This window comes from Pseudomonas sp. R2-37-08W (assembly GCF_003851705.1).
In the GTDB taxonomy this organism is placed as follows: Bacteria; Pseudomonadota; Gammaproteobacteria; order Pseudomonadales; family Pseudomonadaceae; genus Aquipseudomonas.
Genome location: NZ_CP027728.1, coordinates 1386614 through 1410191, shown reverse-complemented (window position 1 = coordinate 1410191; position 23578 = coordinate 1386614). Strand labels below are relative to the sequence as shown.

The window sequence follows — 23578 nt, the reverse complement described above, 5'->3', positions numbered from 1 at the left end:
ATCGAATTGAAAGGACGACACGACTATGCGTAAACAATTGATGATCCCTGCCCTGTTGGCGATGAGCGTTGCCTTGGCAGCCTGCTCCACCCCGCCGAACGCAAATCTGGAAAACGCACGGACCAATTTCACGGCCCTGCAAACCAACCCACAGGCTACCAAGCTCGCGGCGCTGGAAACCAAAGACGCCAGCGAGTGGCTGGACAAGGCAGACAAGGCCTACCGCGACAAGGAAGACGAGAAGAAAGTCGACCAGTTGGCTTACCTGACCAACCAGCGTGTAGAAGTGGCCAAAGACACCATTTCTCTGCGTGAGTCCGAAGCCAAGCTGAAAAACGCTGGCGACGAGCGTGCCCGCGCCCTGCTGGACGCCCGTGACGCGCAGATCAAGCAACTGCAAGACAGCTTGAACGCCAAGCAAACCGATCGCGGCACCCTGGTGACCTTTGGTGACGTACTGTTCGCCACCAACAAATCCGACCTGAAGTCCAGCGGCCTGGTGAATATCACCAAGCTGGCTCAGTTCCTGCGCGACAACCCAGACCGTAAAGTGATTGTCGAAGGCTACACCGACAGCACCGGTTCCGACTCGTACAACCAGAGCCTGTCCGAGCGCCGTGCGGCTTCTGTGCAACGTGCACTGGCACAGCAAGGCGTGGATATCTCGCGCATCGTGACCCAGGGCTACGGCAAGGAATACCCGGTTGCCGACAACGGCAGCGTATCGGGCCGTGCAATGAACCGCCGCGTTGAAGTGACCATCTCCAACGACAACCAACCGGTCAAGCCACGTTCTTCCGTCGCTAACTGATTGGTTTAAGCGGCATGAAAAAACCCACCTACGGTGGGTTTTTTTTGGGTTCGTCGAACTGGACGGTTCGACCGGTATCGTCAGCCGGCATTTGAATCTGCGCACCCGGCGGCTTATCCATCTGGCTATCGCGCTTGTACCGGCGAGCGGCTTCCTCTTCGAGCGCCAGGTGCTGTCTTGCCATGATCAGCATATTTTCCAGTACTGGAATCTTGAATTCCATCCTCGCCTCAAACCGTGTGAGTGACAACGCTTTGTGTGGTATCTGACGAAATAAGGTTCCAGGCATTCCTGCCGAGAGCGGCGGCTGGACATCTGGTACATCATAAAAAACCGCCCCTAAGGGCGGTTTTTCTCAGGGGCTTTGATCAGTCGCCGACTCGGCCTGAACCTTGATAGTCCGGCTGCTGGATCTTGCCCTGGCCCTGGCCCGCGCCCTGCCCGCCGCTTTGGCCATCTTCCGCGCCTTGACCACCCTGGGTATCTGGAGCGCCCTGCGCGCCACCTGCCTTCTGTGCGAGCAGCTTCTTCAGCAGCTCCTCCAACGCCTTGAGGGGGTCTTCACCACCGGCACCGCTATTTCCCTGGTTGCCTTGAGCACCTTTAGTTTTAAGTTCCTGAATTTGATTTTGTACATCCTTAATCTTCTGGTCGAGGCCTTGGGAGCTTCCCTGGCCATTGCCAGCACCGCCCATACCACCTGTGCCGCCCATGCCGCCCATGTTTGCGCCGCCCGAGATACCGTTGATTCCTGCCATAAATGCTAACCCCAACCTGTGAATTAATGGACCGATCAGCCTTGCCAATCAGTGCATAATCAGTGGTGGGTGAGCCAGGATGGTTCCGCCCTGCTCAGGGGCTGACACGCGTGAAATCAATAGTCTGTAAAGACGAGGGTGGTTTCCCACGGTAGGGAGGCATATTTCACTGCTGCAACTGCGGAGTTTCCTGCCCCATGCAACGCACTGCCTGCTTCTTGTTATTCACCAGCACGCCACTCAGGCCTTTCTGGTCGGTGTCGAACATCACCAATACGCCATCAATGCACTGCGCCACTTGAGCGGCAGGGGTCAACGAGACTTTGTAGTCCTCACCCGGCACGGTCTTGAGCATCGTGAATTCGCTGAGCAACAGCGCATCCTCCGGCTTGGCGAAGTGCAGGTAGCCGTAGTACCACAGGCAACCGACAGTACCGATGATGGTGCCGATGCCAGTGAGAATCAGCGGGATCATGTTGCGCTCTTCACTCATTGCGGGCTCTCTGATGGGTCAGCTTCAGGTAGGGGATAATTCGGGATTTCGCCGAGACGACGCAGGCCGTTGAAGTGCAGCGGGTCATCCAGGTAACGCAGCATCACGGTTTGCCAGGTCTTGTCGGCGAAGGTCTGCACGTGCCCACCTCGCGTCAGTTGCAACACCCTGGGCGCCGGTGCCGCCTGGTACAGGCGGATACCGTTGGCCAAGGGCACGATCGGATCATCCAGGCTGTGAAACAGCAGCTTGGGCACGCCAGTCAGTCGGGGCATGGCGTTGATCGCGCTGTCGGCGTCGGGCACCAGCCAGGACAGAGGGACCTGCAACGGCCATGTTAACCAGGACGTGCTCAGGGCGAATTGTCCTACGTCACGATAACTGGCGGGCACACCGTCCAATACCAGGGCCTTGAGCCGGGACTGGCGCTCGGGGTGGGCCGCCAGATAATGCACGGCCAACGCACCGCCCAGGCTCTGGCCAAGGACGATCAGCGGCTGGCTGCGGACTTCGGGCGCCTGATCGAGCCAACTGAACGCGGCGTCCACATCCTGATAAATCGCCGGCAATGACGGCTTGCCTTCGGAGAGCCCATAGCCGCGATAGTCGAGCAGCAGCACTTGGTAGCCCTGCTCCGGCAACCACCAACTCCCGCCCAGGTGCCAGGCCAGATTGCCGCCATTGCCGTGCAGGTGCAGCACTGTGCCTTTGAGTGGCACGCCGGGCTTGGCCGGTAGCCACCAGGCGTGCAGTTTTACGCCGTCGGCGGTGGTGAGAGTGACGTCGCGGTACGCAAGGTGGGCTTTTTGCGGCGTGAACGGCAGGCCGGGCTCCGGGTAGAACAGCAGGGAGCTGCAGCCGTTCAATGTGAGTAGCAGGCAAAGAATGCCGAGGATTCTCATCCGTTGAAGCCTCGTGGGTGAGTTGAAAATAGCCAGCATCCTTACAGGATATTGGAGTAGTCCGCCTCGATGCGGTCCAGGCTCAAATGGTTGAGGAAGTTGGAGAAGCACATCCACGCCGCCAGTGCGTTCATGTCGCGGAACTGTTCGGGCAGGTATTTGGGCGGCACTACCAGGCCTTCATCGACCAGTTGGCGCAAGGTGCGCATATCTTCAAGCGTGGTCTTGCCGCAGAACAACAACGGCACTTGTTCCAGCTTGCCCTTGCGCACGGCCAGCTGGATGTAGTTGTAGACCATGATAAAGCCCTTGAGGTAGGACAGATCCTTGGTAAACGGCAAGCCAGTGGGCACCGAGCCACGGAACACGCGACTGGCGTTGCCGTAGCTTTCAGCCATTTCAAAGCCTTGCTCGCGGAAGAATTCGAACACCTGCAGGAAGTCGGCGCCCTCCTCCACCATATGAATGGCGCGGGTGCGGTTGGTCAGTTTGCGCAGCCGGCTGGGGTAGGAGGCGAACGTAATGATCTCCATCAGGATCGCCAGGCCTTCCTGGGTCACGGTGGACGAGGGTGGCCCCTTGGACAGGAACGTGCAGATCGGCTGGTTCTGGCCATTGAGGGTGGTGCCCACATGCACCAGGCCTTCGTGCACTTCCAGGGCGCGCACGTCACGGTCGTTGAACATCGCGTCGGCGCGGATCTTGATGTAGTCGGCGCCCGCCGCCGCGTCGGCTACGATGCCATCGGATTCGAACACGCGGATGGTTTCTTCGGCCTCGCCGAACACTTTGTTCAAGCGCGTTTGCAGCAAGGCGACGGCGTCCTTGGCGGTCAAGGTCTTGGCTTCGTCCTTGAGGTCGCCACGGCCGTCGATATTGTTCAGGTAGTCCGAGAGCATCAGGCCCAGGTCGGCCAGGGTCGGGTCACCGGCGTGGAAGGCGTCGGACGCGGCGCCGTAGAGTTCCTGGGAAATCAGGCCGAAATCCTCGGTGCCACGGGCTTCGAGCATACGCACGACCATGCGGTACTCCCGGCACATACGGCGCATGATCTGCCCTACCGGGCTGAACTGGCCGAGGCGGCGGGTGATGTCGCGCTCGATGTTCTGGAATTCCAGCTTGACCGCACTGGAGTCAAACGACAACGGACGGTTCAGGTAGTAATCGCGATCCACGGCGGGCATGGCCTTGCCCTTGGCCTTGAGAAAGCCCTGGCGAATATTCTCGTCCCACTTCACGGCGTCGAGGACGCGGATCGGCGTTTGCGCCAGCACAATGCGATCGGACAAGGTGCGTATCGTCTGCTGGTAATCGTCCACCCGGTGCTTCCTCTTTAAAACGTGGCCTTGCTGGTATCAGACCGAAGCCAATACCAGGTGCATGTAACGCTTGAGTATCTCCAGCATCTCGTCACCGGTCAGAGGCTCTGGGCCGCCCAACAGGCCCTGATATTCCATCCGACTGATAATCGCCGTCAACACCTTGGCATCCTGTTGCGGCTCGCGGGAGCCCAATACCTGGAAAAACTGCCCGGTGCCCTGCAACAGGATCTGTTGGTGGGAGCGTACCAGTTCGGCCAGGCGCGGATTCAACAAGGCTTCCTGGCGGAAGGCCTGCTCGGCCATCAGGTATTCACGGCGGTTAGCCAGTTGGCGCTGCACGTAGTCGGCGGTCAGCCGCGCAATGTCATCGGCCAGCTGCGAACGCGATGCCGGGCTGCCATCGCCATACGCGACCATCTCGCGCAGCAGGCCTTCGTTGCGCACCCACAGTTTGCCCATGAAGGCAGCGCTGCGCTCGACGTATTGGGCAAAGGTGTCGGTGAGCAGGTCATCGATGTCTTTGAAATAGTACGTGGTCGCCGACAACGGTACGCCGGCCTCCGCCGCCACGGCCCGGTGGCGCACGGCACGGACCCCCTCGCGGACCACGATGCGCATGGCCGCATCGAGAATGTCTTGCCGGCGTTGTTCACTGCCCCGGCGGCTGGCCTTGCGGCCTTGGTACTGGACGCTTTCAGCCACGGCAGCGGCAATGCCGGCGGCGCCTTCTTGAGCCATTACGCGGTTCACCACACTTCCTCTTTTAAGTGTGACGCGGAGCGTCACAAGATGCGTTCCCACGCAGAGCGTGGGAACGATCAACCGATCAACAAAACCTGGCGCTGTTTGCTTGACGCGAGTACACGCCACATAAAAAAGCCGCCTTATAAAAGGCGGCTTCGGATTTCGCTACGGTTACGCTTGTGGCCGCATATGCGGGAACAGGATCACATCGCGGATCGACGGCGAGTTGGTCAACAGCATCACCAAGCGGTCGATGCCGATACCTTCACCGGCGGTTGGCGGCATGCCATATTCCAGCGCGCGTACGAAGTCGGCGTCGTAGTGCATGGCTTCGTCGTCGCCGGCGTCCTTGTCGGCCACCTGGGCCATGAAGCGCTCGGCCTGATCTTCCGCGTCGTTCAGCTCGGAATAGGCGTTGGCGATTTCGCGGCCACCGATGAACAGCTCGAAACGGTCGGTGACGTTCGGGTTGTCATCGTTGCGACGGGCCAGCGGCGACACTTCGAACGGGTACTGGGTAATGAAGTGCGGCTGCTCCAGCTTGTGCTCCACCAGCTCTTCGAAAATCATCACCTGCAGTTTGCCCAGGCCTTCGAAGCCCAGCACCTTGGCGCCGGCTTTCTTGGCGATGGCACGGGCCTTGTCGATGTCGTTCAGATCATCGGCGGTCAGCTCAGGGTTGTACTTGAGGATCGAGTCGAACACCGACAGGCGCACGAACGGCTCGCCGAAGTGGAAAACCTTGTCGCCGTACGGCACGTCGGTAGTCCCGAGAACAAGCTGCGCCAGCTCGCGGAACAGTTCTTCGGTGAGGTCCATGTTGTCTTCGTAGTCGGCGTAGGCCTGGTAGAACTCCAACATGGTGAATTCAGGGTTGTGCCGGGTCGAGACGCCTTCGTTACGGAAGTTTCGGTTGATTTCGAAGACTTTCTCGAAACCGCCGACCACCAGGCGCTTGAGGTACAGCTCCGGCGCGATACGCAGGAACATTGGCAGGTCCAGCGCATTGTGGTGGGTTTCGAACGGCTTGGCTGCGGCACCACCGGGGATGGTCTGCAGCATCGGCGTTTCCACTTCGAGGAAGTCACGCTGCATCAGGAAGCTGCGGATGTGGGCGATGACTTGCGAACGCACGCGGAAGGTCTGGCGCACGTCTTCGTTGACGATCAGGTCAACGTAGCGCTGGCGGTAGCGCTGCTCGGTGTCGGTCAAGCCGTGGTGCTTGTCCGGCAGCGGGCGCAGCGACTTGGTCAGCAGGCGTACGCTGGTCATTTCGACATACAGGTCGCCCTTGCCGGAACGGGCCAGGGTGCCTTCGGCGGCGATGATGTCGCCCATGTCCCAGGTTTTCACCGAGGCCAGGGTTTCTTCGGACAAGGTCTTGCGGTTGACGTAGACCTGGATACGCCCGGTCATGTCCTGGATCACCATGAACGAGCCACGGTTGAGCATGATGCGACCCGCCACCTTGACCGGGATCGCCGCTTCTGCCAGCTCTTCCTTGGTCTTGTCCGCGTACTGCTTCTGCAACGCATCGCAGTAGTTTTCGCGGCGGAAGTCGTTGGGGAAGGCGTTACCCTTGGCGCGCTCGGCAGCAAGCTTTTCCTTGCGCAGGGCGATCAGGGAGTTTTCTTCCTGTTGCAGGGCTTGCGGGTCGAGTTGTTGGTCGCTCATGTCTTTTGAAATTCCATCACAGATACGTTTTCCCCAGCCTTCGGCTGGGGATCGCGAGGCAAGGACTAGGCGTCCCCCCCGCTCCTACAGGGTTCTTTAGAGGCCCGATTTCAGGCTGGCTTCCAGGTATTCGTCGATATCGCCGTCGAGCACCTTGTCGCAGTCGCTGCGTTCGATGTTAGTGCGCAAATCCTTGATCCGCGACGCATCGAGCACGTAGGAGCGGATCTGGTGACCCCAACCGATGTCCGACTTGGTGTCTTCCAGTGCTTGAGAAGCGGCGTTGCGCTTCTGCATTTCCTGCTCGTACAACTTGGCCCGCAACATTTTCATGGCGGTGTCCTTGTTCGCGTGCTGGGAACGCTCGTTCTGGCAACTGACCACGGTATTGGTCGGTACGTGGGTGATACGCACGGCCGAGTCGGTGGTGTTTACGTGCTGGCCACCGGCACCGGAGGAGCGGTAGGTGTCGATACGCAGGTCGGCCGGGTTGATCTCGATTTCCACCTTGTCATCGATCTCTGGCGAGACGAAAACAGCGGAAAACGAGGTATGGCGACGGTTGCCGGAGTCGAACGGGCTCTTGCGCACCAGGCGGTGTACGCCGATCTCGGTACGCAACCAGCCAAAGGCGTATTCACCCTTGATGTGCACGGTGGCGCCCTTGATGCCCGCCACTTCACCGGCGGACAGTTCCATGATGGTCGCGTCGAAACCGCGCTTGTCGGCCCAGCGCAGGTACATGCGCAGCAGGATGTTGGCCCAGTCCTGGGCCTCGGTGCCGCCGGAACCGGCCTGGATGTCCAGGTAGGCGTTGTTCGGGTCCATTTCGTGGCTGAACATGCGGCGAAATTCAAGCTTGGCGAGGTTTTCCTCGAGACGGGCCAGCTCGGCGACGACATCGCCCACTGCACCTTCGTCATCTTCTTCGACGGCCATGTCCAGCAGGTCGCGGCAGTCGGCCAGGCCGGTGTTCAGCTCGTCGAGCGTGTCGACGATCTGCGCCAGCGCAGCGCGCTCGCGGCCCAGTTCCTGGGCATATTCAGGCTTGTTCCAGACACTCGGATCTTCAAGCTCGCGATTGACTTCGGTCAGGCGCTCATGCTTTTGATCGTAGTCAAAGATACCCCCGAATAGTTTCGGAGCGCTCGGACAGGTCCTTGATGGTGTTCAGGATCGGGTTGATTTCCATGGCGGGCAGCACTCGTTGGCGAACTTTTGAAAGCCGGCGAGTATAACGGCAAACGCCTGGAAACGGCAGTCCGCCTAGCCGAAAAGGCGCGGATTTGTACACAATCCCAAGGCCAATGAAGATCTAAATGTGGGAGGGGCGGTGCGACGATTCGACTTGCCCCCGATGGCGGCCTGGCAGCAGACCATTATGTTGGATCAGAGCGAGTACATATCCGTTGCTGCGGTAACGGCGGCTTAGGGTTCCGCCCTTACGGCGGGTCACTTTTGGAAAAGAGCCCCAAAAGTAACCAAAAGGGCTCTTGCCCCACCACTCGGCACCTCGCCTAGGCTCGGTGTGCCCGTAATCCGACATTGATTTGGAGGGCCGCCGCCACGCGCCATCCATGGCGCGGGGCGGCTAAACCGGCATCCCTGCCGGTTTACCCTCCAAATCAATGCCGAATTCCGGCCAGCGTGGTTTAACGGGGCGCTTAAGATCAAGATCAAGAGCGGCTCGCTTCGCATCGTGGTTACCGGAGGCTGCTGCAAAATTGTGTAGATACCTGTGCCCCGATGCAGTCTGTCTGTCAGTTTATCCTGAGCTGACACACCGCCATCGGGGGCAAGCCCCCTCTCACATTTGGCTCTGAGCCGGCCTTGAGTTACTCGATGCCGACCTGATTGCGCCCATTGTTCTTTGCCATGTACAACCCCTTGTCCGCTGCCATGATCAACTGGCGGCAATCGGTACCTTGCACCGGGGTCAGGGTCGACAGGCCAATGCTGATGGTCAGGCTCGCGCCTTCCGCCGGCGCGATATGCGGGATGTTCAGCGCGGCCACCGCCATGCGCAGTTTTTCCGCGACCAGCCGCGCACCGCCCGGCGAGGTGTTGGGCAGCACCAGGGCGAATTCTTCACCGCCGTAACGCGCCGGCAGGTCCGAAGGACGGCTGCTGGCATCGCGGATGGTGGCGGCGACCTTGCGCAGGGCTTCGTCGCCTTCGACGTGACCGAAGCTATCGTTGAAGGTCTTGAAGAAGTCCACGTCGATCATCAACAAGGAGAGCTGGGTCTGGTCGCGCATGGCACGGCGCCATTCCAGTTCCAGGTATTCGTCGAAGTGACGGCGATTGGACAGCCCGGTCAGGCCATCGGAATTCATCAGCCGTTGCAGCACCAGGTTGGTGTCCAGCAACTGTTGCTGGCTGACCCGCAGCGCGCGGTAAGCCGCGTCCCGCTGCAACAGGGTCATGTAGGAGCGCGAGTGATAGCGAATGCGCGCCACCAATTCGATATTGTCCGGCAGCTTGACCAGGTAATCGTTGGCGCCGGCCGCAAAGGCTGCGCTCTTGATCAGCGGGTCCTCTTTGGTGGAGAGCACGATGATCGGGATATTCGCCGTGGCCGGGTGATTGCGGTATTCGCGCACCAGGGTCAGGCCGTCGAGGCCGGGCATGACCAAGTCTTGCAGAATCACCGTCGGCTTGATGCGAATCGCCTGGGAGATCGCCTGGTGCGGGTCGGCGCAAAAGTGGAAGTCGATATTTTCTTCATGGGCCAGGCCGCGCCGCACGGCTTCCCCGATCATGGCCTGGTCGTCGACCAGCAGCACCATGGCGGCGTTTTCGTCGGTCTTGAAGCCGTCGAGTTGTAAATCAATCATGTGCAGTCACCTGAATTACTGCCTGCAAACCAGCACAGCGGGAGATGTTCGATCATTTTGCAAAGACCTCCAGCAGTCGCGGCGCAATTCTGTCCAGTGGGCGAATTTCAACAGCGGCGTCAATCGCCGCTGCCGCTTTGGGCATGCCATACACCGCCGAACTGTTCTGGTCCTGGGCGATGGTCAAATAGCCTTGTTCTCGCATCAACTTGAGGCCCTGGGCCCCGTCGCGCCCCATGCCGGTCAGCAGTACGCCGACGGCGTCACCGTTCCAATGGCTGGCGACACTTTCAAAAAACACATCGATGGAAGGCCGGTAAATTTCGTTCACCGGCTCTGCGGTATAGGCTAGCGTGCCATTTTTCAACAAGCGAATATGGTGGTTGGTACCGGCTAGCAAGACCACCCCGCTTTGGGGCGGCTCCCCTTCACGGGCCAGGCGCACCGGCAGGCCGGACGCACTGCTCAACCACTCGGCCATACCGGCGGCGAACACCTGATCCACATGCTGCACCAGCACGATCGCGGCAGGAAAGTCACGCGGCAACCCCTTGAGCAGCACTTCCAGGGCCGCCGGGCCACCCGCCGACGAACCAATCGCCACCAGGCTTTGGCGCTTGCCGGTGCTGCGCTGCGGCGCGGTTTCAGCGCGCACGCGGCTGCCGCGCTGGCCGATCAGCCAGCCAATATTGAGGATCTTGCGCAACAACGGCGCCGCCGCATCCTTGGGGTTGCCCACCCCCAGCGCTGGCGTGTCCACCACATCCAACGCGCCGTGGCCCATGGCTTCAAAGACACGGCTGACGTTGGCCTGGCGGTCCACGGTGACGATCACGATCGGGCATGGCGTGTCGGCCATGATCTGGCGGGTCGCTTCCACACCGTCCATCACCGGCATGATCAAGTCCATCAGGATCAAATCCGGGAGCACCTCAGCGCAACGCTGCACCGCTTCCAGGCCATTGCTGGCGACCCACACCACTTCATGGGCGGGCTCGAAACTCAAGGCGCGACGCAACGCCTCGACGGCCAACGGCATGTCATTGACGATTGCAATCCTCATGCCCGGGCGCCTCCAATCAATTCAACCACGGCGTCGAGCAGGGCGTCGTCGTGGAAGCTGGCTTTGGCTAAATAATAGTCGGCGCCGGCGTCGAGGCCACGGCGTCGGTCTTCTTCACGATCCTTGTAGGAAACCACCATCACCGGCAACGATTGCAGGCGACTGTCACGGCGCAAGAGTGTGACCAATTCAATACCGTCCATGCGTGGCATATCAATATCTGTGATAAGCAGGTCGAAATCCTCGGAGCGCAATGCGTTCCAGCCATCCATGCCATCGACCGCGACGGCCACTTCATAACCGCGATTGAGTAATAACTTGCGTTGCAGCTCACGCACGGTCAGCGAGTCGTCCACCACCAGCACGCGCTTGCGCGGCGCTTCGGTGGCCTGCTGGCTGCGCCTTGCGATGCGCTCCAGGCGGCCGGTGTTGAGCAACTTGTCCACCGAACGCAGCATGTCTTCCACGTCGACGATCAACACCACCGAGCCATCGTCGAGCAAGGCTCCGGCGGAAATATCCTGGACCTTGCCCAAGCGAGCATCCAGCGGCAATACCACCAGGGTGCGCTCACCGATGAAGCGTTCCACGGCAATCCCGTACACGGCATCGCGCTCGCGGATCACCACCACTTTCAAGGTTTCCGAAGGGGTCTGCCCCGGTGGACGCTGCAACAGCTGACTGGCGGCGACCAGGCCGACATGCCGGCCCTCGTGCCAGAAATGCTGGCGACCTTCCAGCTGCACAATGTCCTCGGGGGCCAGGTCGCACATGCGTTCGATGTGCGCCAGTGGGAAGGCATACGCCTCTTCGCCGACTTCCACCACCAGGCTGCGCACCACCGACAGGGTCAGCGGCACCTCCAGATGAAAACGGCTGCCCTGCCCTGCCGTCTGCTCCAGCACCACCGCGCCGCGCAATTGACGCACCATATGCTGCACCGCATCCAGGCCCACGCCGCGACCGGACACTTCGGTGACCTTGTCGCGCAAGCTGAACCCCGGCAGGAACAGGAACGTCAGCAGTTCCTCCTCGCTCAGGCGCAGCGCGGTTTCCACGGGAGACAGGTGCCGGTCGACAATGGTGCCGCGCAGGCGCTCAAGGTCGACACCGTTACCGTCATCGCTCAACTCCAGTACCAGCAGCCCGGCTTGATGCGACGCGCGCAGGCGAATCAAGCCTTCCGCCGGCTTGCCCGCCAGCAGCCGCTGCTCGGGCATTTCGATGCCGTGGTCGACGGCATTGCGCAATAAATGCGTCAGGGGCGCCTCGAGCTTTTCCAGCACGTCGCGGTCGACCTGGGTCTTTTCCCCTTCGATCTCCAGGCGCACTTGCTTGCCGAGGCTGCGACCGAGGTCGCGCACCATGCGCGCCTGTCCGGTCAGCACATCGGCAAACGGGCGCATGCGACAGGCCAATGCGGTGTCGTAAAGCACCTGGGCCCGCTGGCCGGCCTGCCAGGTGTACTCGTCCAGCTCAGCATTTTTTTCCGCCAGCAGCGCCTGGGCTTCGCTCAACAAACGGCGGGTATCGGCCAGAGCTTCCTGGGCCTCGAGGTTCAAATCGACGACCTTGAGGTGACCGTCCAGCACATCCAGAGCACGCAGGCTGTTGCTTTGAATGCGTTTGAGGCGCTGCAGGCTGACGAGGTAAGGCTTGAGTCGCTGGGTTTCCACCAGCGACTTGCTGGACAGGTCCAGCAGGCTGTTCAAGCGCTCGGCCGTGACCCGCAGCACGCGCTCGCCGCCTTCGGTCATCGGTTTGCTCTGACGCGGCGGCTCGCTCGGCACGGCTGGCGCCGGCTCAGGTTCCGGCGCCAGCGCTTCGATTACCTGCGCGGGTTTCGGCGCGAGCATGGCGCTGGGTTGCGACGGGTCCAGCAAGCGCTCCATCAGCGCCACATAGGCGGCAATATCCGCAGGCCCGACGTCATTGCCCGGGGTGGCGATGCGCATCAGTAAATCCGTACCCTGCAGCAACGCGTCGATATGTTCGGGCTGCAGGTACAAGCGGCCTTCCTGGGCACTGACCAGACAATCCTCCATGACATGGGCCACGCTGACGCCAGCCTCCACGCCGACAATCCGCGCCGCGCCCTTGAGCGAATGCGCGGCGCGCATGCAGGCCTCGAGCTGGTCGGCCTGGGTCGGGTTGCGCTCCAGCGCGAGCAGGCCTGCGCTGAGCACCTGGGTTTGCGCATCGGCTTCCAGGCTGAACAATTCCAACAGCGAAGCGTCGCGCATCTGGTCGGGGGTCATGCGAGGCTCCGGGTCACGGCGGACAGCAATTGGGCTTCGTCCAGCCAGCGCAGGCTGCGACCTTTCCACTGCACGACACCCTGGGTGAAGCGCGCGCTGGCCTGGGTGCCGGAGGCCGATGCGGCGTTCAAGGTGCGCTCATCGATGGCGTGGATGCCATCCACTTCGTCCACCGGCACGACCACCGGGCCATCCTGCGCGGCAATGATCAGCATGCGCGGCATGATGCGCCCGCCGGTGGCGCCGGTGCTGCTGCTGTCCAGGCCGAGCAATTCCACCAGCGACAGGCAGGCCACCAATGCCCCGCGCACGTTGGCCACACCCAGCAAGGCCCGGGAACGCTGGTGAGGCAGCGAGTGGATCGGTTGCAATGGCGCCACCTCCACCAGGCAACGGGTGGCGATGCCCAGCCACTCTTCGCCGAGGCGGAACATCAGCAAGGAGCGTGTGACCACCTGGTGGTCGAGCTCGCCAGCCGCCTGCGCGGGCCGGTCGTCCTGCTGCAGCGCATAGCGGTCGAGCAGGCGCGTGGCGGCGGCGGAATACACCGAGCAGTTGCGGCAATGGATGTGCTCTGCCAGCAAGGGGCAGGATTTGTCGCCATGAATGCCGATGCGGTTCCAGCAGTCATCAATGGCTTGGGTGTCGGCCAGGGTCAGGTCCAGGCCTGCGGTGTCGAGCGCGTCAGGGCTACTCATCGTTTGGACTCACTGTCAGCTCGCTCGCTACGCGCGGCGCGCGCCTGCAAACGGCGCGCCCCCGCACTGTCGCCCTGGGACTCGAGCAACGCGGCCAGGTGCATCAAGGCCTGCGGATGCTGCGGTTCCAGGTACAAGGCTTTGCGGTAATAACTCTGCGCCTCCACGGCGCTGCCGGCGACATCGCTGAGCAGGCCCAGCCAGTAGAACACTGGGGCGACCGGCGGATGGTTGTTCAAATAGCGCTCGCAGGCAGCACGAGCCTCGGCACTTTTGCCTTGATTGGCCAGGGTGGCGATCTGGTTGAGCATCTCGCCGGCTTCCGTGGGCGGCGCCTTGACCGGCGCAGACTGGGTGCCGGCCGTACTGAACGGGCGCGGCTTGAGCGCTGTCGGCGCCGGACTGCGCTGCGGCGTGGGTGCCGGCATCGGTAAAAACACCGGGGCGGGTGCGGCCGGTTCCATATGCCGACTGAACGCAAAGGACTGCGGCACGCCAATCGAACGCATGCCGTGGCGCCCCAGCAGGCTGCCTTCGGCCGGGCCGATAAACAGCACGCCGTCCACGTGGGTCAGTGCCTTGAGCACATCGAAGACTTGCTTCTGGGTGGGCTGGTCGAAGTAGATCAGCAGGTTGCGACAGAACACAAAGTCGTAGGTGGGTTCGTTGGCCAGCAGTGCCGGGTCGAGCAAGTTGCCGACTTGCAGGCGCACCTGTTCGCGAACCCGGTCGGCGATGCGATAGGTACCGCCGTCTTCAGTGAAGTGACGGTCGCGAAATTCAAGGTCGCCGCCACGAAACGAGTTCTTGCCGTACACACCGCGGCGGGCACGCTCCACGGACAGCGGGCTGACGTCCATTCCTTGTACCTTGAATTGGTGCGGCGCCAGGCCCGCGTCAAGCAGGGCCATGGCGATCGAATAGGGCTCTTCGCCGGTGGAGCATGGCAGGCTGAGGATGCGCAAGGCGCGCATCTGCTTGATTTCGGCCAACCGTGCGTGGGCAAGGCGAGCCAAGGTTGCAAAGGACTCCGGGTAGCGGAAGAACCAGGTTTCGGGGACGATCACCGCTTCGATCAGCGCCTGCTGCTCATCATGGGAGCTGTGCAGGAGTTGCCAGTACGCTTCTGCCGTCTGCGCCTGGGACAACTGGCAACGCTGGCGCACCGCGCGCTCGATGATCGCCTCGCCCACCGAGGCAACATCCAGGCCGATGCGTTCTTTAAGGAAGGCCCAGAAGCGCGGGTCACTGCTCATAGGCTCAACTCGCTGGAAAACAGCAAGGCGCGCACGTCATCGGTCAACAGCTCGGCGACACCAATCCATTGCATCAAGCCCAGCGCATCTTCGCGCACCGGCCCCAGGTAAGGCGCCTGGCGGTTATCCAGGCCATAGGGCTGGAATTCGGCGGGGTCGCAACGCAAAGTGTCGGTAGCCTGCTCCAGAATCAGCCCCAGCCAACGCGCTTCGCTCCAGGGCTGTGGCTGATAATTGACCAGCACCAGCCGCGTGCTGGTACGCGCTTGGGCCGCAACGCCGAACGTCAAGGCGCTCAGGTCGATGACCGGCACCAGCGCGCCGCGATGGGCGAAGATGCCCGCCACCCACACCGGTGCATGGCCGATGGGTTTGAGCGGCAGGCGCGGCAGCACCTCGACCACTTCCGTCGCCTTGAGGGCAAAGCGTTCACTGCCGATGTGGAACACCAGGAACAACGCCTTTTTCGCTGCCGGGACGGCGCCGCGTTTAGCCGCGAGGTCGCTCATCAGACTTTGAAACGCGACACGCCGCTGCGCAGACCGACCGCAACCTGGCTCAGTTCATCGATGGCAAAACTGGCCTGGCGCAGGGACTCGACGGTCTGGCTGCTGGCATCGCCCAGTTGCACCAGCGCGTGGTTGATCTGCTCGGCGCCGGTGGCCTGGGCCTGCATGCCTTCATTGACCATCAGCACCCGCGGCGCGAGGGCCTGCACCTGATGGATGATTTGCGACAATTGCTCACCCACCTGCTGCACTTCGAACATGCCTCGGCGCACCTCTTCGGAGAACTTGTCCATGCCCATCACGCCTGCCGATACGGCCGACTGGATCTCACGCACCATCTGCTCGATGTCGTACGTCGCGACGGCGGTCTGGTCAGCCAGGCGGCGCACTTCGGTGGCGACCACGGCAAAACCGCGCCCGTACTCACCGGCTTTCTCGGCCTCGATGGCGGCATTGAGGGACAACAGGTTGGTCTGGTCCGCCACTTTGACGATGGTCACTACCACTTGGTTGATGTTGCCGGCCTTTTCATTGAGGATCGCCAGCTTGGCATTGACCAGGTCGGCGGCGCCCATCACCGAGTGCATGGTTTCTTCCATGCGAGCCAGGCCCTGCTGACCGGAACCGGCGGCGACCGAGGCCTGGTCGGCGGCGGTAGACACTTCGATCATGGTGCGCACCAGGTCCTTGGAGGTCGCGGCGATTTCACGGGAGGTGGCGCCGATTTCAGTGGTGGTGGCGGCGGTCTCGGTGGCGGTCGCCTGTTGCTGCTTGGAGGTGGCGGCAATCTCGGTCACCGAGGTCGTGACCTGCACCGACGAGCGCTGTGCCTGGGAAACCAGAGCGGTCAGTTCGGTCATCATGTCGTTGAAGCCGGTTTCAACCACGTTGAACTCGTCCTTGCGCTCCAGGTTCAGGCGCTTGCTCAGGTCGCCGGTGCGCATGGTTTCGAGGATATCGACGATGCGCTGCATCGGCGCCATGATTGCGCGCATCAGCAGCAGGCCACACAGCGCAGCGGCAAGAATCGCCAGCAGCAGCGAGACGCCCATGCTGATTTTCGCGGCCTCGACGGCACTGTCGATGGCGTCGGTGGCGTCGTCGGCGACCTGTTTATTCGCGAGGATGATGTCATTGAGTTTCGTGCGGCCGGCGACCCAGGCGGGGGTCAGTTGTTCGCTGAACAGCCTGAGTGCCTCGGCGGCGTTGTTGTTCTGCTGCGCCTCAAGCACTTTGGCGAGGGTCTGGTTGTAGCTCTGGTGGATTTTTTCGAAGGCATCGAACTCGTTGCGGTCCTGAGTGGAGCTGATGGTTTTCGTGTAATCGGCCATGTACTTTTCAAGGCGTGTTTCGAAAGACTTGTAGCCCTGCTTTTCGACCTCGGAAACGCCCTGGTTTTTGTGGATCCCCACCAACTCCTGGGTTTGCAGGTAGCTGTCGACCCAGGCGCTGCGAATCATTGAGCTTAAAAACACGCCAGGCACGGCGTCGTCCCGGACCAGGGTTTCGCTGGTTTCGATTTTCAGCAGCCGCGAATACGAGAGCACGACCATCAGCAGCATGATCGCGATGATTACCGCAAAGCTCGCCAAAATCCGTTGGCGCAGGGTCCAGTTCTTCACAGTAATTCCTCGCAAGCCATTCAAATGGAGGGGAGTATAGCTGAGCGAAGGCGTCTATTAATCAATGGTTTTCGGGGGTTTTGGCAACGGTGCCAGTATTGGGCTGCGCCATTGCGGCGGCTCAAACCAGCCTCGATTTAAATGTGGGAGAGGCTTGCTCTCCCCACACTTGAATGGATGCACGGCGCTGCTTATGTGTTGAGGCGTACCTGTTTCTCCAGCTCTACCTTCAAACCCGGCTCAAGTTTCAGTTGGCGCGCCAGTTCGTCCAGGTAGGCCTTCTCCATGAAGTTTTCCTCGTCCACCAGCATCACGCTGGCGATGTACATTTCGGCGGCCATCTCCGGGGTGCTGGCGGCGCGGGCGACGTCGGCCGGGTCGAGGGGTTTGTTCAGCTCCGCGTGCAGCCAGGTTTGCAGCTCGCGGTCGTTGTCGAGTTTGGTGAACTCGCCTTCGATCAACGCGCGTTCACGCTCATCCACGTGGCCGTCGGCCTTGGCGGCGGCAACCAGCGCCTTGAGAATGCCCTGACTGTGCTGCTCGACCTGGGCTGGCGGCAGGCGGTCGATGGTCTGCGGCTCACCCTGGGGCGCGCTGGCCTGCTGCGCCTGCCAATTGCCATAGGCTTTGTAGGCGATGACCCCCAAGGCGGCCAGGCCTCCGTAAGTCAGAGCCTTGCCGCCGAATTTGCGGGCCTTTTTGTTGCCCAGCAGCAAGCCCATGGCGCCGGCCGCCAGTGCGCCACCACCGGCGCCACCGAGCAAACTGCCGAGCCCGCCGCCGCCAAGCAGCCCACCGAGGGCGCCTTTGTCGGCTGATGGGCGCTGGCCGCCAGCCTTGTTCTGCAACATGTCCTGACCAGACTTGAGCAACTGATCGAGCAATCCACGGGTATTCATGCGTAGCCTCCAGACACTTGGGTTCGTAGGACCAATAGGCCCCCAGCGTAAAACTAAGTGCAAAAAAGCCCCGATCTAGAGTGCTTCCAGATGTAACGCTCACCCTGATACCAGAAATGTCTTGTTGCACAGCGGCGCCATCATCCCGCCATCAATGATTTTTCCTTCACCATCGAACCGCTTAAGCTATCCGGCGTCTGTTTATTGTCCGTTGCGTTTGGCCGAAGGCATGTCCGAACCGTTATTTCTGATCCGTTACGTGCCAGGAACGGCGCGGGATTCGCTCACGACAGGTTGTCTCTATGCACCGCAGGAATTTGCTCAAAGCGTCCATGGCCATTGCGGCCTACACCGGTTTGTCGGCCAGTGGCCTGTTGGCCGCGCAGGCCTGGGCCGGCAACCGTGCCGCCGATGGCAAGGCCGTGGCATTCGATTTTGAAACGCTCAAAGCCCAGGCCAAACAGCTCGCCGGCAGCGCGTATAAAGATACTCGGCAGGTGCTGCCGCCCACCTTGGCGACCATGACGCCACAGAATTTCAACGCCATCGGCTATGACGCCAACCACTCGTTGTGGAAGGAACTGAAGGGGCAGCTGGACGTGCAGTTTTTCCACGTCGGCATGGGTTTCAAGACGCCGGTGCGCATGCATAGCGTCGACCCCAACACCCGCGAGGCCCGCGAAGTGCATTTCCGCCCTTCGCTGTTCAACTATGAAAAAACCACTGTCGACACTAAACAACTGACCGGTGATCTGGGTTTTTCCGGCTTCAAACTGTTCAAGGCGCCGGAACTGGACCGGCATGACGTGCTGTCGTTCCTCGGTGCCAGCTACTTCCGTGCAGTGGACTCCACCGGCCAGTACGGCCTGTCGGCGCGCGGCCTGGCCATTGACACCTATGCGAAAAAACGTGAGGAATTCCCTGACTTCACGCAGTTCTGGTTCGAAACCCCGGACAAGAACGCCACCCGCTTCGTGGTCTACGCCCTGCTCGATTCGCCCAGCGCTACCGGCGCCTACCGCTTCGATATCGACTGCCAGGCCAATCAAGTAGTGATGGCCATCGACGCGCATATCAACGCGCGCACCGCCATCGAACAGCTGGGGATTGCGCCAATGACCAGCATGTTCAGTTGCGGCACGCATGAGCGGCGGATGTGCGACACCATCCACCCACAAATTCACGACTCGGACCGACTGGCCATGTGGCGCGGCAACGGCGAGTGGATCTGCCGCCCGCTGAACAACCCGGCCAAGCTGCAATTCAACGCATTCGCCGACACTAACCCCAAAGGTTTTGGCCTGGTACAGACCGACCACGAATTCGCCAGTTACCAGGACACGGTGGACTGGTACAGCAAGCGCCCCAGCCTGTGGGTGGAACCCACCACCGCTTGGGGTGAGGGCTCGATCGACCTGCTGGAAATCCCGACCACCGGCGAAACCCTCGATAACATCGTGGCCTTCTGGACCCCGAAAAAGCCGGTGGCGGCCGGTGATTCGCTCAACTACGGCTACAAGCTCTACTGGAGCGCCCTGCCGCCGGTGAGCACACCGCTGGCCCAGGTCGACGCGACCCGTTCAGGTATGGGTGGGTTCACCGAAGGTTGGGCTCCGGGCGAGCATTACCCTGAGGTGTGGGCACGCCGCTTTGCCGTGGACTTCAAGGGCGGCGGCCTGGACCGTTTGCCACCCGGCACGGGCATCGAGCCGGTGGTCACCTGCTCCCACGGCGAGGTGAAAGACTTCAGCGTGTTGGTGCTCGATAACATCAAGGGCTATCGCATTCTGTTCGACTGGTACCCCACCAGCGACAGCGTGGAGCCGGTAGAGCTGCGCTTGTTTATCCGCACTCAGGACCGCACCTTGAGCGAAACCTGGCTGTATCAGTATTTCCCGCCTGCGCCGGACAAACGCAAATACACCTGAACCATCTGTGGCGAGGGAGCTTGCTCCCGCTGGGCCGCGAAGCGGCCCCAAACGATGGGACTGCTTCGCAGTCCAGCGGGAGCAAGCTCCCTCGCCACAGGTACCGTGTTCGCCTTGCCTGACGGGCATCGTGGCGAGCCCGTTTCGTCATTCAGAACCGCGACACGGTTTTCATCGCCCCGATCAGATAGCGCATCGCTACCTGGTCGCTCTCGGTCAGGGCGCGATAATGCGCCAGCAATTCAACTTCATCCGAACTCAATCTGCGGCCACGCAAGGACATCCTGCGGGTCAGAAAAGATAACACCCCACCCGCTACACCATAGGACTTGGCCATGGACTACTTCTCCTGATATCGATCCAATACTCCTGCCTTAAGCTTAGAAAGAATCCAGTTACGTGTGGGATTTTTTTAGAGTATTAACTTAAATAATTAGATCGGTAATAAATACCTACAGTCGATTCCCATGCATTCGTCGCTTAAATCCGCCTTCTTCATATAGGCGAGCAAAAAAACCCACCGGATCAGGGTGGGCTCTGCAGGCATACGCTAAGGATCAATCCCTGAGATCGGACTCATGAATCGGCTGGTCGCGGTGCGTCGCCCGCTGATATTGCGCCGGCCAGATCGCCTTGCGCCCGCCCAGGTCATCGTCGGCATGCAGCGGCCAGTACGGATCGCGCAACAATTCACGGGCGAGGAAGATGAGGTCGGCCTGGCATGTGCGCAGGATGTGTTCGGCCTGGGCCGGTTCGGTGATCATGCCGACCGTGCCGGTGGCGATGCCCGACTCTTTGCGCACACGCTCGGCAAAGCGCGTCTGGTAGCCGGGACCGGTGGGGATTTCGGCGTTGGCGGCGGTGCCACCAGAGGACACGTCGATCAAGTCCACGCCCAGGTCTTTCAGGCGGCGCGCCAGTTCGACGGTTTCATCGGGGTTCCAGCCGTCCTCCACCCAGTCGGTGGCCGACACGCGCACGAACAGCGGCAAGTCCTGGGGCCACACGTCGCGCACCGCGCGGGTGACCTCCAGGACCAGGCGGATGCGGTTTTCGAACGAGCCGCCGTACTGGTCCTGACGCTGGTTGCTGATGGGCGACAGGAACTGATGCAGCAGGTAACCGTGGGCAGCATGGATTTCCACCACTTCGAAGCCGGCAGTCAAGGCACGCTTGGCGGCGGCGACGAAATCGGCGATCACCTGCTGGATCTGCCCTTCGTCCAGCGGCGTGGGTTGCGTGTGCTGGGGGTCGAATGCGATAGGCGATGGGCCGACCGGCACCCAGCCCCCGTCTGCCGGCTTGACGCTGCCATGCTTGCCGATCCAGGGCCGATACGTACTGGCCTTGCGCCCGGCGTGCGCCAACTGAATACCGGCCACCGCGCCTTGAGCCGCAATGAAGCGCGTAATGCGTTGCAAGGGTTCGATCTGTTCGTCTTTCCAAAGGCCCAGGTCCTGGGCGGTGATGCGGCCATCGGCGGTCACGGCGGTGGCTTCGGTGAAAATCAGCCCGGCGCCACCGACGGCGCGGCTGCCCAGGTGCACCAGGTGCCAGTCGTTGGCTAGGCCATCCTCACTTGAGTACTGGCACATCGGTGAGACCGCGATGCGGTTCAACAGGGTGAGTTGACGCAGGGTGTAGGGTTCGAGCAGCTGACTCATGGCGCACCTCTTCGGGTTCTGTGGGCAAGCTCCAAGGCTCTCTTTCATGGTGCTTAGAGCCTAGTCGACAACGACGGATCGCACAGGGTTCAGAGGTAAACGGTTCAGAGGTAAACGGTTCAGAAGTAAACCGGGAGCCAATTGCCGGCTCCCGCCCTGCAGCGCCTTACATTTCGACCTGGGTGCCCAGTTCGATCACCCGGTTGACCGGGAGTTTGAAGAAGCGCAGGTTGCCGTTGGCATTCTTCAGCATGAACGCGAACAACGCTTCGCGCCAACGCGCCATGCCCTTGATGCGCGAGGCGATCACGGTTTCACGGCTGAGGAAGTAGGTGGTGCGCATCGGGCTGAAATCCAGTTCGTCCAAATGGCACAGCTTCAGCGCCTCGGGCACGTCCGGCTCATCGGTAAAGCCGAAGTGCAGGATCACCCGGAAGAACCCTTCGCCATAGGCGTCTACTTCGAAACGCCGCGTCGCAGGCACACGCGGGATGTCTTCGTAGACCACGGTCAGCAGCACCACCTGCTCGTGCAGCACCTGGTTATGCAGCAGGTTGTGCAACAGCGCGTGGGGCACGGCGTCGGGCCGCGCCGTGAGGAACACTGCCGTGCCCTGCACGCGATGGGGCGGCTGCACGCGGATACTGCTGATGAATATCGGCAGCGGCAGGCCGCCTTCGTCGAGGCGCTCGACGAGCAATTGCTTGCCGCGCTTCCAAGTGGTCATCAGCACGAACAGCACGATCCCGGCCAATACCGGGAAGGCGCCGCCCTGGATGATCTTCGGCACGTTGGCGGCAAAGTACAGCCCGTCCACCAACAGGCAACAGAGCAACACCGGCACGGCCAGCACCGGTGGCCATTTCCACAGCAGCAGCATCACCGCAGACACCAGGATCGTGGTCATCAGCATGGTGCCGGTCACCGCTACGCCATAGGCCGACGCCAGCGCACCGGAAGACTCGAAGCCCAGCACCAGCAGGATCACGCCGACCATCAGCGACCAGTTCACCGCGCCGATATAGATCTGGCCCTGTTCGGCGCTGGAGGTGTGTTGAATGTGCATGCGCGGGATATAGCCCAACTGGATCGCCTGGCGCGTCAACGAGAACGCACCGGAAATCACCGCCTGGGAGGCAATCACCGTGGCCAGGGTCGACAGCACCACCAGCGGGACCAGCGCCCAGCTCGGCGCCAACAGGTAGAACGGGTTGCGGGCCGCTTCCGGATCGCCCAGCAGCATGGCGCCCTGGCCGAAATAGTTGAGCACCAGCGCCGGCAGCACCAGGATGAACCAGGCGCGGGCGATGGGTTTGCGGCCGAAGTGACCCATGTCGGCATACAGCGCTTCCGCCCCGGTCAGGGCCAGCACCACTGCGCCGAGGATGGCCACGCCAATTCCGGGGTGCGCCTCGAAGAAGCGCACGGCCCACATCGGGTTCATGGCACTGAGCACCTCAGGGTGCAGGGTGATGCCATACACGCCGAGGCCGCCGAGCACCAGGAACCAGGTCACCATCACCGGGCCGAACAGCTTGCCGATGCGGTCAGTGCCGTGTTTCTGGATCAGGAATAGCGCCACCAGTACCACCAGCGCGATAGGGACTACCCACCGTTCCAGGCCATCGAAAGCCAGTTCCAGGCCCTCCACGGCCGACAACACCGAAATAGCCGGGGTGATCATGCTGTCGCCGTAGAACAGCGCGGCACCGCACAAGCCGCACACCACCAGGAAGCTGCGCAACTTCCTGCGCTCCCCTGCCGCCCGGCGTGCCAGGGCGGTCAGTGCCATGATGCCGCCTTCGCCCTGGTTATCGGCGCGCAGCACAAACAGCATGTATTTGATCGACACGACCCAGATCAGCGACCAGAAGATCAGCGCCAAAATCCCCAATACACCGTCATGGTTGACCTGCACCCCATAACCGCCGTTGAACACCTCTTTAAGGGTGTAGAGCGGGCTGGTGCCGATATCGCCGTACACCACCCCAACCGCTGCCACCAGCATGCCAATCGGCTTGGCATTTGAATGCTCGGCACCCGCTGCCTGACTACTTGCCTGACCCATCAACCACTCCTGCCCTTTGACCTGAGGTCTTTTATAAACAACGTGCCCAAACGGCCCCTAGCATGCGCTGTT

General features: G+C 61.5%; 21 protein-coding genes. 2 read left to right on the top strand and 19 right to left on the bottom strand.

All coding sequences use genetic code 11. The annotated features are described in order from the left end of the window. Positions 1-25 precede the first annotated feature (25 nt). Positions 26-811 (top strand): OmpA family protein, encoded by a 786-nt coding sequence (locus tag C4J93_RS06350; protein WP_104501912.1) that lies wholly within the window; start codon positions 26-28, stop codon positions 809-811. A 28-nt stretch (positions 812-839) separates the two neighbouring features. Here the strand turns inward: C4J93_RS06350 and C4J93_RS06345 are convergent, their stop codons facing one another. The 16 genes from C4J93_RS06345 to C4J93_RS06270 form a co-directional block, all read right to left on the bottom strand. Continuing rightward, the gene (locus C4J93_RS06345) at positions 840-1034 is read right to left on the bottom strand and encodes a hypothetical protein (RefSeq protein ID WP_124428877.1); all 195 of its coding nucleotides are present in this window, start codon (positions 1032-1034) and stop codon (positions 840-842) included. A 145-nt stretch (positions 1035-1179) separates the two neighbouring features. Beyond that, entirely contained in the window at positions 1180-1569 is a 390-nt protein-coding gene (locus tag C4J93_RS06340; RefSeq protein ID WP_124428876.1) for a hypothetical protein, read from the bottom strand. 166 nt (positions 1570-1735) lie between these two features. Further along, the gene (locus tag C4J93_RS06335) at positions 1736-2062 is read right to left on the bottom strand and encodes a hypothetical protein (protein ID WP_124428875.1); all 327 of its coding nucleotides are present in this window, start codon (positions 2060-2062) and stop codon (positions 1736-1738) included. Continuing rightward, a complete protein-coding gene (locus C4J93_RS06330; RefSeq protein ID WP_124428874.1) occupies positions 2059-2964 on the bottom strand; it encodes an alpha/beta hydrolase in 906 nt (301 codons plus the stop codon). The genes C4J93_RS06335 and C4J93_RS06330 overlap by 4 nt, the downstream gene beginning before the upstream one ends. Positions 2965-3005: 41 nt before the next feature. Then, complete coding sequence (locus tag C4J93_RS06325; RefSeq protein ID WP_124361575.1) at positions 3006-4283, bottom strand: flavohemoglobin expression-modulating QEGLA motif protein; 1278 nt, start codon at positions 4281-4283, stop codon at positions 3006-3008. 36 nt (positions 4284-4319) lie between these two features. Further along, positions 4320-5036 (bottom strand): TetR/AcrR family transcriptional regulator, encoded by a 717-nt coding sequence (locus C4J93_RS06320; RefSeq protein ID WP_124428873.1) that lies wholly within the window; start codon positions 5034-5036, stop codon positions 4320-4322. 165 nt (positions 5037-5201) lie between these two features. After that, on the bottom strand, positions 5202-6704 hold the full coding sequence (gene lysS / locus C4J93_RS06315; protein ID WP_124369851.1) for a lysine--tRNA ligase: 1503 nt from the start codon (positions 6702-6704) through the stop codon (positions 5202-5204). 96 nt (positions 6705-6800) lie between these two features. Further along, a protein-coding gene (gene prfB, locus C4J93_RS06310) for a peptide chain release factor 2 (RefSeq protein WP_100226016.1) occupies positions 6801-7896 on the bottom strand; the annotation gives its coding sequence in 2 pieces (ribosomal slippage) (positions 6801-7823 and positions 7825-7896; 1095 coding nt in all). 643 nt (positions 7897-8539) lie between these two features. Beyond that, a complete protein-coding gene (locus C4J93_RS06305) occupies positions 8540-9541 on the bottom strand; it encodes a diguanylate cyclase (protein WP_124369850.1) in 1002 nt (333 codons plus the stop codon). Positions 9542-9593: 52 nt separating this feature from the next. After that, positions 9594-10604, bottom strand: coding sequence for a chemotaxis response regulator protein-glutamate methylesterase (locus tag C4J93_RS06300; protein ID WP_124428872.1), 1011 nt, complete (start codon positions 10602-10604; stop codon positions 9594-9596). After that, positions 10601-12862, bottom strand: a complete 2262-nt coding sequence (locus C4J93_RS06295; RefSeq protein ID WP_124428871.1) for a hybrid sensor histidine kinase/response regulator — start codon at positions 12860-12862, stop codon at positions 10601-10603. The genes C4J93_RS06300 and C4J93_RS06295 overlap by 4 nt, the downstream gene beginning before the upstream one ends. After that, a complete protein-coding gene (locus C4J93_RS06290; protein WP_124428870.1) occupies positions 12859-13560 on the bottom strand; it encodes a chemotaxis protein CheW in 702 nt (233 codons plus the stop codon). Before C4J93_RS06290 ends, C4J93_RS06295 begins: the two co-directional genes overlap by 4 nt. After that, complete coding sequence (locus C4J93_RS06285; protein ID WP_124428869.1) at positions 13557-14816, bottom strand: protein-glutamate O-methyltransferase CheR; 1260 nt, start codon at positions 14814-14816, stop codon at positions 13557-13559. Before C4J93_RS06285 ends, C4J93_RS06290 begins: the two co-directional genes overlap by 4 nt. Next, entirely contained in the window at positions 14813-15325 is a 513-nt protein-coding gene (locus C4J93_RS06280; protein WP_124428868.1) for a chemotaxis protein CheW, read from the bottom strand. Before C4J93_RS06280 ends, C4J93_RS06285 begins: the two co-directional genes overlap by 4 nt. Then, on the bottom strand, positions 15325-16947 hold the full coding sequence (locus C4J93_RS06275) for a methyl-accepting chemotaxis protein (protein WP_124428867.1): 1623 nt from the start codon (positions 16945-16947) through the stop codon (positions 15325-15327). The genes C4J93_RS06280 and C4J93_RS06275 overlap by 1 nt, the downstream gene beginning before the upstream one ends. A gap of 191 nt (positions 16948-17138) precedes the next feature. Next, positions 17139-17846: a tellurite resistance TerB family protein gene (locus C4J93_RS06270; RefSeq protein ID WP_124403274.1), complete on the bottom strand. Its 708-nt coding sequence runs from the start codon at positions 17844-17846 to the stop codon at positions 17139-17141. A 302-nt stretch (positions 17847-18148) separates the two neighbouring features. Here C4J93_RS06270 and C4J93_RS06265 point away from each other — a divergent pair, with 302 nt between their 5' ends. Beyond that, positions 18149-19774, top strand: a complete 1626-nt coding sequence (locus tag C4J93_RS06265; protein ID WP_124366076.1) for a glucan biosynthesis protein D — start codon at positions 18149-18151, stop codon at positions 19772-19774. 151 nt (positions 19775-19925) lie between these two features. Here C4J93_RS06265 and C4J93_RS06260 read toward each other — a convergent pair whose 3' ends face one another. The 3 genes from C4J93_RS06260 to C4J93_RS06250 all read right to left on the bottom strand — a co-directional run bounded on the left by C4J93_RS06260 (position 19926) and on the right by C4J93_RS06250 (position 23506). Then, positions 19926-20111: a hypothetical protein gene (locus C4J93_RS06260; RefSeq protein ID WP_124403273.1), complete on the bottom strand. Its 186-nt coding sequence runs from the start codon at positions 20109-20111 to the stop codon at positions 19926-19928. A 220-nt stretch (positions 20112-20331) separates the two neighbouring features. Continuing rightward, on the bottom strand, positions 20332-21438 hold the full coding sequence (locus tag C4J93_RS06255) for an NADH:flavin oxidoreductase/NADH oxidase (RefSeq protein WP_124366074.1): 1107 nt from the start codon (positions 21436-21438) through the stop codon (positions 20332-20334). 166 nt (positions 21439-21604) lie between these two features. Next, entirely contained in the window at positions 21605-23506 is a 1902-nt protein-coding gene (locus C4J93_RS06250; RefSeq protein ID WP_124361561.1) for a potassium transporter Kup, read from the bottom strand. Positions 23507-23578 lie beyond the last annotated feature (72 nt).